Source organism: Intrasporangium mesophilum (assembly GCF_054783095.1).
Genome location: NZ_BAAGRF010000020.1, coordinates 1 through 7,234 on the forward strand (window position 1 = coordinate 1; position 7,234 = coordinate 7,234).

The 7,234-nt window shown below is 64.7% G+C and carries 8 protein-coding genes; 7 read left to right on the forward strand and 1 reads right to left on the reverse strand.

Annotated features, from left to right (window positions below):
* Nucleotides 1-124 precede the first annotated feature (124 nt).
* The 7 genes from ACYVLP_RS17880 (at nt 125) to ACYVLP_RS17910 (ending at nt 6,184) form a co-directional block, all read left to right on the forward strand.
* Nucleotides 125-463 (forward strand): hypothetical protein, encoded by a 339-nt coding sequence (locus ACYVLP_RS17880; protein WP_460628689.1) that lies wholly within the window; start codon nt 125-127, stop codon nt 461-463.
* 1,054 nt (nt 464-1,517) lie between these two features.
* Nucleotides 1,518-1,904: a hypothetical protein gene (locus ACYVLP_RS17885; RefSeq protein ID WP_460628690.1), complete on the forward strand. Its 387-nt coding sequence runs from the start codon at nt 1,518-1,520 to the stop codon at nt 1,902-1,904.
* Nucleotides 1,905-2,083: 179 nt separating this feature from the next.
* Nucleotides 2,084-3,979: an ATP-dependent nuclease gene (locus tag ACYVLP_RS17890; RefSeq protein ID WP_460628691.1), complete on the forward strand. Its 1,896-nt coding sequence runs from the start codon at nt 2,084-2,086 to the stop codon at nt 3,977-3,979.
* Between the two features lie 162 nt (nt 3,980-4,141).
* Nucleotides 4,142-4,525, forward strand: coding sequence for a hypothetical protein (locus ACYVLP_RS17895; RefSeq protein ID WP_460628692.1), 384 nt, complete (start codon nt 4,142-4,144; stop codon nt 4,523-4,525).
* A gap of 90 nt (nt 4,526-4,615) precedes the next feature.
* Nucleotides 4,616-4,840, forward strand: a complete 225-nt coding sequence (locus tag ACYVLP_RS17900) for a hypothetical protein (RefSeq protein WP_460628693.1) — start codon at nt 4,616-4,618, stop codon at nt 4,838-4,840.
* A 9-nt stretch (nt 4,841-4,849) separates the two neighbouring features.
* Complete coding sequence (locus ACYVLP_RS17905; protein WP_460628694.1) at nt 4,850-5,782, forward strand: hypothetical protein; 933 nt, start codon at nt 4,850-4,852, stop codon at nt 5,780-5,782.
* A gap of 141 nt (nt 5,783-5,923) precedes the next feature.
* Entirely contained in the window at nt 5,924-6,184 is a 261-nt protein-coding gene (locus tag ACYVLP_RS17910) for a hypothetical protein (RefSeq protein WP_460628695.1), read from the forward strand.
* 92 nt (nt 6,185-6,276) lie between these two features.
* Here the strand turns inward: ACYVLP_RS17910 and ACYVLP_RS17915 are convergent, their stop codons facing one another.
* Nucleotides 6,277-6,918, reverse strand: coding sequence for an HAD family hydrolase (locus ACYVLP_RS17915; protein ID WP_460628696.1), 642 nt, complete (start codon nt 6,916-6,918; stop codon nt 6,277-6,279).
* Between the last annotated feature and the right edge of the window lie 316 nt (nt 6,919-7,234).

The window sequence follows — 7,234 nt, forward strand, 5'->3', positions numbered from 1 at the left end:
ACAAGCCACTTCCCGGACCCGCCACGAGCAAGCCTAGAACTCCGCTCCGGACCGCGTCTTGACACAGAAGGGAGCCATGAGCGTGCGCGGGAGCGGCGACGTGATGGTTGGGCATCATGGCTCCATGACCAGCGCGCCGGATGCCATCGTCGACGACATCGCCACGTTCTTCGGCGACCACGAAGTAGCGAGCCTCAAGCTGCCTTCCGGATGGTTCGGACGCCCTTACGACAACTGGCATCGACTCACGGAGGTCTCAACCGACGGTCAACGTGTGCGGATCCGCATTGACCAGACTCAGGACCTCGATCTCGATGCCTCGGGGGCTTCGGTCGACGGTCGCACCTTGCGAGTCGTGATCCGGAGCGGTGGTTGGGACTGGACCGACTATGGCGGCTCCGAGAGGCATCATGAATCGCTCGGCCAGGGCGTGGTGGAGTTTCACGCCCCGTACCATCGATGACCCCGAGTAGGCATGGTCGGGCGTTCGCCTCACGCTGATGGTCGAGCGTTCGCCCGCAGAGCGGCACATGCGGAAGTCGCCTCAGGCCGGACGGCGCGGGCACGTAAGGTGTCCGAGTGCTCCCGGACCCAGACCCATCCACCCAGCCCACCGAGCGGGAGGTGTGGTCATCGGAACTCGTTGCCATCGCCGCATCCCTGGGCGTCATGGCTGTTGGGTTCTGCGTGTACGTGCTGCTCGCGGCAGCCCTGCCTGTGAGTTGGCGATGGGGGTTGACAGTGGCCACAGCGGTGCCAGCGTTCTGGCTTGCACGTCGTGTCTACGCGCGAGTTCTGCGACGTCGTCGCTTCGCGGCCGACAGGCTTGGCACCCGCAACACCGATTGGGAGGGCTGATTACTCGACTCCCCACCAGCGGCATGTGCGGTAATCGGTGAGGCGGTGAGCAGATGTCGACTATTAAGGGGCCATCAGAGCATGTCCACTGGCCGTCCGGCACAATCTCGGCGTGAGCACAGAGTCACCGCGGTCGCCGTTGCCCTCGGCTCCACGCGCCCGACCGTCCCCGCATTGGTTCGGGTTGCGCAGGCCAGCAGCACTGCCATGGAGCGACAACCGGGTGGTGCGCATCCAGCAGCAGGGAGCCACCGCCGTGGACTGGTTCTTCCTCGCGGTCGGTCTTATCGGCCTGGTCGGTGCGAGCGTTGAGTGCATCCACGGCGATCACCCTGTGCTTGCTCGGGTGATTTCCTCGGAGCCGCTGTCGGATGAGGAGACGATCGTGGTAACCGGGTCGCGCTGCCGGACTGCCGCGTCGGCGTCATTGAATCCCATGGCAGCTACGCGGTCTATTCGGTCATGAAGGTCCTGCAGCAGGGAGGCCGCAGTGCGTACGAGGAGTACGCACCCATGGACCGCTGGATCGGCTCAGGTCTCGCATTCGGCGTTGGTGCGCTCCTGGTGGGGGTCAGCCGAGCCTCGCGGCCCGCGGGCCTCGAATGGAGCCTCCGCCGCTCTTCGGCTGGCAGTCCCAAGACCTGACGTTCCTGGGACACATGCCGCAACTCGAGCGCCTGCGCATCGAGGCCCGCAAGCACCAGCTGCTCACCTTGGACGGACTCGAACGCTGCCCCCGATTGCGCGACATCTGGCTCGACGGGGTGCGCGTGGCGAGCCTGACACCTCTCCGCGAGCTGCAGCTGACCCGCCTATGGGTTCTTGGCCGACGGCGCATGACCCAAGAGGTCCTCCTCGACCTAGCGGACCTTGCCGGCATGGCCGAGCTTCACGATCTGAGGATCATCGACGGAGGCGCGGTGAAGTCGACACAGCCTCTACTGGAGTTGCCCACCCTCTCGTGGCTTCGACTGAACGGCACCCGCATCGCCGATGGCGACACCGCGCCACTCGCCCTGCTCGCCGGCAAAGGCGTTCGCGTCTGAGCCCCCTCAATGCCGGCCCAGCATGACGCACGCATCTGCCGCGGTCCGGACCGATAACCGTGCGTTCCGCTGCTCAACCCCCGGCGCGATCGAAACGCCAATCGCCACGCTGTTGTCGCCGATCCTTAGACTGACCCCCGTCGTCACAGTCGTGTCGGACGTCCGATAGGGGGACCCTCATGCAGCTCACTCGCTTCCGCGTCCGGAAGTTCCGCAACGTCGTCGACAGTGGTGACATCAACGTGACCACCGACGTCACCTGCCTGGTGGGCATGAACGAGGCGGGCAAGACAACCGTCTTGGCAGCCTTGCACCGACTGAATCCAGCCGACGAGGCCGCGTTCGTCACCCAGCAGGACTACCCGCGTTGGCTGATGACCAAGGACCGCCGGGCCGACGTTATCAAGGACACCCGGCCCATCGAGGCAGACTTCGTCCTGAACGACGCCGAGAAGCAGAAGATCGCGGACACCTTCGGTGAGGGCGTGCTTATCGCCGACAAGGTGACGGTTGCACGCAAGTACGACGACACCACGACCTGGTGGACCATCCGACTAGACGAGAGCAGAGCGGTCAGCCACTTCGTCGCCTCGCTGGGCCTGCCGGAAGACATCGCCGCCCCACTGTCGGATGTGCCGAGCTTCGCGGATCTATCAACCAAGATCACGACCCTGTCTGAGGGCGCTGAGGAGGAGGCCGTCACCTCACTCGCCGCAGCTACGGCCGCCCTAAACACCCTGATTGGCTCCGGAACGTTGTTCAACGCTGTCCTGCGACTGCTCAACATGCCGAAGTTCTTCTACTTCGGTGAGTACAGCGTGCTCGAAGGCCGGGTCGACCTGCTGCGACTCTCACAGCAGGAGGAGGACGAAACCGCCTCGACCTCAGATCAGACCGCTCGCTCACTGCTCGCCCTGGCTGACACCACCCCAGCCGCTCTGACCAGCGACGACTACGAAGACCGACGGGCCGAACTGGAGGCCGTGAGCAACGACCTCACCGAGCAGGTCTTCGACTACTGGAAGCAGAATCCAAGCCTGCGGGTCCGGTTCGACATCGACCGGACGATCGAGAACGACGCAACCGGTCATCCGCGCGTGACGAAGAACGTCCTCGACATCAGAGTCGAGGACACCCGGCACCACTTCACCAACAACTTTTCGCAGCGCTCCAGTGGCTTCCGCTGGTTCTTCTCCTTCCTCGCCGCGTTCACCGAGTTCGAGTCGCGCAACGACGACTTCGTGATCCTCCTCGACGAGCCCGGGCTCACCCTCCATGGACGGGCACAGGCAGATTTCCTGCGCTTCATCAACGAGCGCCTCGCGCCAGCCGCGCAGGTGCTCTACACCACGCACTCGCCGTTCATGGTTGAGACTGGTCAGATCGAGCGAGTGCGCATCGTCGAGGACAAGGGCCCGAAGGACGGTGCCGTGGTCAGCCAAGAGGTGGTCACGGTGAGCACTGACAGCCTGTTCCCGTTGCAGGCCGCATTGGGGTACGACGTCGCACAGCATCTGTTCATCGGCAATCACAACCTCCTCGTCGAAGGTCCCAGCGACTTCCTCTACCTCGACCTCATTAGCCGCAAGCTCGGCGACGGCAAACGCACCGCTCTCGACGACCACTGGCGCATCCTGCCCGCCGGAAGTGCCTCCAACATCCCCGCCTTCGTGGCCCTCGTCGGCCGTGACCTCGAAGTGACCGTGCTCGTCGACTCCGGCACCGAGGGCGCGGCCCGACTCGACTCCGCCATAGAGGCGGGACGGCTGAGCAAGGACCGCCTCATCCGGATCGGCGACATCACCGGAGCCAAGCATGCCGACATCGAAGACCTCTTCACCGTTGCTGACTACCTGTCGCTCTACAACAAGGCGTTCGGCCGGCGCGTGAAGGAGTCCGACCTTGGCCGGGGCGACCGGATCATTTACCGATTGCAGGAGAAGCATGGCAAGTTCGACCACTACAAGCCCGCCGAGGTGCTCCTTCGCGACCCCAACCGACTCGACGGGCTCAGCGAGGACACGATGAACAACTTCGCTGCGCTCCTCGACCGCATCAACGCCACCACGACCTGATCACGACCTCTTCCGGTCAGGAGCCTTCGAGCACCGAGGTTGGTCGCTGATCGACGCGGGCGACTGAACGCACGCTCATCAGCGACTCGTGCGATCGAACCGGAGGCCGCGACAACGTGACAGTCTCAGGACGTGATGCACGGACAAGCCGACGTTGGACATATGCTCGCTTACGTCGAGGGCGAGCCGACGGACAACGCGCGAGAGCTCATGAATCGGGCGGTGGTGGAGTTGTCTCGGCGCGAGGCTTGGAGTCTGGGTCCGCCCCGGTATGTCGACGAAGGCGACGATGGCGACTGGACAATCGGCGTTCTCCTGGAGCTCCCGTTGGCGTCGGCAGAGCTCGAATCGGAGCGTCGTGCGTTGGACGACGCCGAGGCCGTCGTCTCGGTGCTGGAGCGTGTGGGCGATCCGTCGCTTGAGATCGCCATCGAGATGAACGGCGAGGTCGTCGGCTTTCTGGTGGAGGGGCGCCGCGACGACCAGCTTCAGCGTGGACTGTTCGAGCCCTGGCGCGAGCGCCTGGAGAGCGTTGCAGGGCCCTGACCTCCGAGCCCAAGAACGTCCGGAAATGCCGCAGGTCGGTCGTAGGTGCGCATTGCGATGAACGGCCCTCCGGCCTGCCAAGATCGCCTCGTGGACCTACTTGATCTACTCCTTCAGGACGAGCACGAGAAGGCGCGGGAGCGGCTGCTCGCCGCCATCGATCGAGGCGGGCCCACTCTTGAGGAGGTCACCTTCAACGTGTTTGAGGTGACCCTGGATCGCGAGGCCAGTGAGGCACGCGTCTTCGACGTGCTCGACGGCAACGCCGAGCCCACCGTCGTCACCCTGGATGAGCTGCGTTCCCGTCTCGCATAGACGACCGCTATGCCGCCGAGCGCGAGGTCGCTCGTGCCGATATGCGCGTCATCTCCGCAACCTGTCTGCCGTCGTCAGCCAGGTTGCGCGATGATCCGCAGCATGACTGCATACGAGCGGGGCGCGGAGATCGACTGGCGCAACCACCCAATCGACTTCTCCCAGCGACTGCTCGTCAACGTCGGGCCCGAAGGCATCGACCCAACGGAACTGAAGCGAGAGTTCAAGTCAGCGGACTACTCGCACCTGTCATTGATGATCCCTCGCGGCACCCCTCTACCCAGCCTCGAGTTCCTCGAGCCGATCCACCAGATCCGACAGCTCGACGTCACGGGACCCGTCAGGGATGACACCTACGCCTTTCACCGCACCGATATCCGACGACTGTCACTCCTCACCAAATGCCAACGGCGCATTCCAGAGGTGGGTCTCACGCACCTTGAAGAGCTCACCCTCGACACCCGCCCGCACTTCCAGCAGATCCACGACCTCCCCCAGCTGCAGCGACTATCGCTCTTCGGCTGGCAGTCCCAAGAGCTGACGTTCCTGGGACACATGCCGCAGCTCGAGCACCTGCGCATCGAGGCCCGCCATCCCATGCTGCTCACCTTGGACGGGCTCGAACGCTGCCGGCGCTTGCGCGATGTCTGGCTCGACGGGGTGCGCGTGGCGAGCCTGACACCTCTGCGCGAGCTGCAGCTGACCCGCCTCTGGGTTCTCGGCAGAAAGGGCATGACCCAAGAGGTCCTGCTCGACCTAGCGGACCTTGCCGGCATGGCCGAGCTTCACGACTTGAGGATCATCGACGGAGGCACGGTCAAGTCAGCACAGCCACTGCTGCAGTTGCTCAACCCCTCGTGGCTTCGACTGAACGGCACCCACATCGCCGATGGCGACACCGCGCCACTCGCCCTGCTCGCCGGCAAGGGCGTTAGCGTCTGAGCCCTCAATGCCGGCCGAGCACGACGCACGCATCTGCCGCGTTGAGGGCGGCTACGCTCGCCCGATCATGCCGCAGATCGCTCGCAGCACCGACCCGCATCACCTGGTGCCATCGCAAGAGAGTTCGACCATCATGGGCACATGGATCAGGCTGTTGACCAGGCGGCCATGAAGGCCTACGTCAGCTGGTTTGGTGACCTGGAGCACTGGGGCGCCCATGTCGAGCACAGTGAAAGCGATCCATCCGGAGAGTCCAGCGAACACGAAACGGCCGCCGACGCCGTGGCCTGGGCGCGTGAGCGCACGGATTGGGTCCTCGTGGTCACGGATCCCCTGCAATGGGCAGGGTCACCCGATAAGCAGCCGCCCGATGTCCCCAAACTCTGGCAAGAGCGGGACTGATGGCCCGTTCGCGGGGGCCAAGGAGAGGGCCAAGCTGACCCGGCCGACACACTCATCCGGTAGCCGCGATCCGTTCGAGAGGCCCGCGGCGGTTAGCTGGTGAGCAGGGCCTGTGTCAGTGTTGCGAGGTTCGGAACCACGGGGATTTGGGGTGTGGCCAGGTGTTTGCGCGAGTCACGCCCGCATTCGCAGCCGAGGCGTGTCGCGCCCAGTTCTTTCGCCGCATGAAGCCGGCGCCACCGTCCGCTCACGAAGAGGCAAGACGAAGGATGCTCGCCAAGGAGATCGATTGCCCGCTCGGCGGTGTATCCGGCATTGAACGCGGCCAGTTCGAGTCCTCGCCGCGCGGCGACCGCGTCGATGTGGGTCTCCAGCGTGTGTGCGCCGATGGTGGCTGCCACGGCGTTCTCGCAGAGGTCGCTGACCACTGCGACCTTTCGGTCTGTGGCAGCACAAACGGCCAGCAGTTCGCCCAGGTGTTGGGCCGGGCGGGCGGTTAGCGCGGCATCCAATTCCAGGTTCGAGATCAGTGCTTCTGCCTCGGCGGCGTGGTCGGGTTCATGTTCAGCCAGGTAGTCCAGGGTGCGTCGAAACCCCACCCACGCGAAGGTGATCGGAATTGGACGTGGCCGATGCGGCCGGGCGCTCAGCAGTTTGCTGACTGCCTGGTCCCGAGCATCGAGACCCATGGCCGTCTCCACGTCGAACATCACACCGTCGAAGTCCAGCACCACATGCCGAGACCGACCGACCGCGCGAGCAACGTGTGGCCGGACCCTCGGCGCCACCCGGCCAGGGCGTCCAGATCCGTCCACCCGTTCTCCCTCCATGGCCACCGCCTGCGAAGCGCTGGGCACGGCACACCAACACCACTCCGACAGATCGTGCCAGAGACGAACGCTCCGGATCGATGCCACCCACGACCGCGAGGACGATGAGCATTCGGTCATCACCCCGAGGCGTTTACCGCTCATGGCTCCCTTCTGTGTCAAGACGCGGTCCGGAGCGGAGTTCTAGGCTTGCTCGTGGCGGGTCCGGGAAGTGGCTTGT

Bases quoted from the DNA above. Each gene is read 5' to 3' on its own strand.
- ACYVLP_RS17880 (WP_460628689.1), top strand. From the start codon at position 125: ATGACCAGCGCGCCGGATGCCATCGTCGACGACATCGCCACGTTCTTC.
- ACYVLP_RS17885 (WP_460628690.1), top strand. From the start codon at position 1,518: ATGCCGCAACTCGAGCGCCTGCGCATCGAGGCCCGCAAGCACCAGCTG.
- ACYVLP_RS17890 (WP_460628691.1), top strand. From the start codon at position 2,084: ATGCAGCTCACTCGCTTCCGCGTCCGGAAGTTCCGCAACGTCGTCGAC.
- ACYVLP_RS17895 (WP_460628692.1), top strand. From the start codon at position 4,142: ATGCTCGCTTACGTCGAGGGCGAGCCGACGGACAACGCGCGAGAGCTC.
- ACYVLP_RS17905 (WP_460628694.1), top strand. From the start codon at position 4,850: ATGCCGCCGAGCGCGAGGTCGCTCGTGCCGATATGCGCGTCATCTCCG.
- ACYVLP_RS17910 (WP_460628695.1), top strand. From the start codon at position 5,924: ATGGATCAGGCTGTTGACCAGGCGGCCATGAAGGCCTACGTCAGCTGG.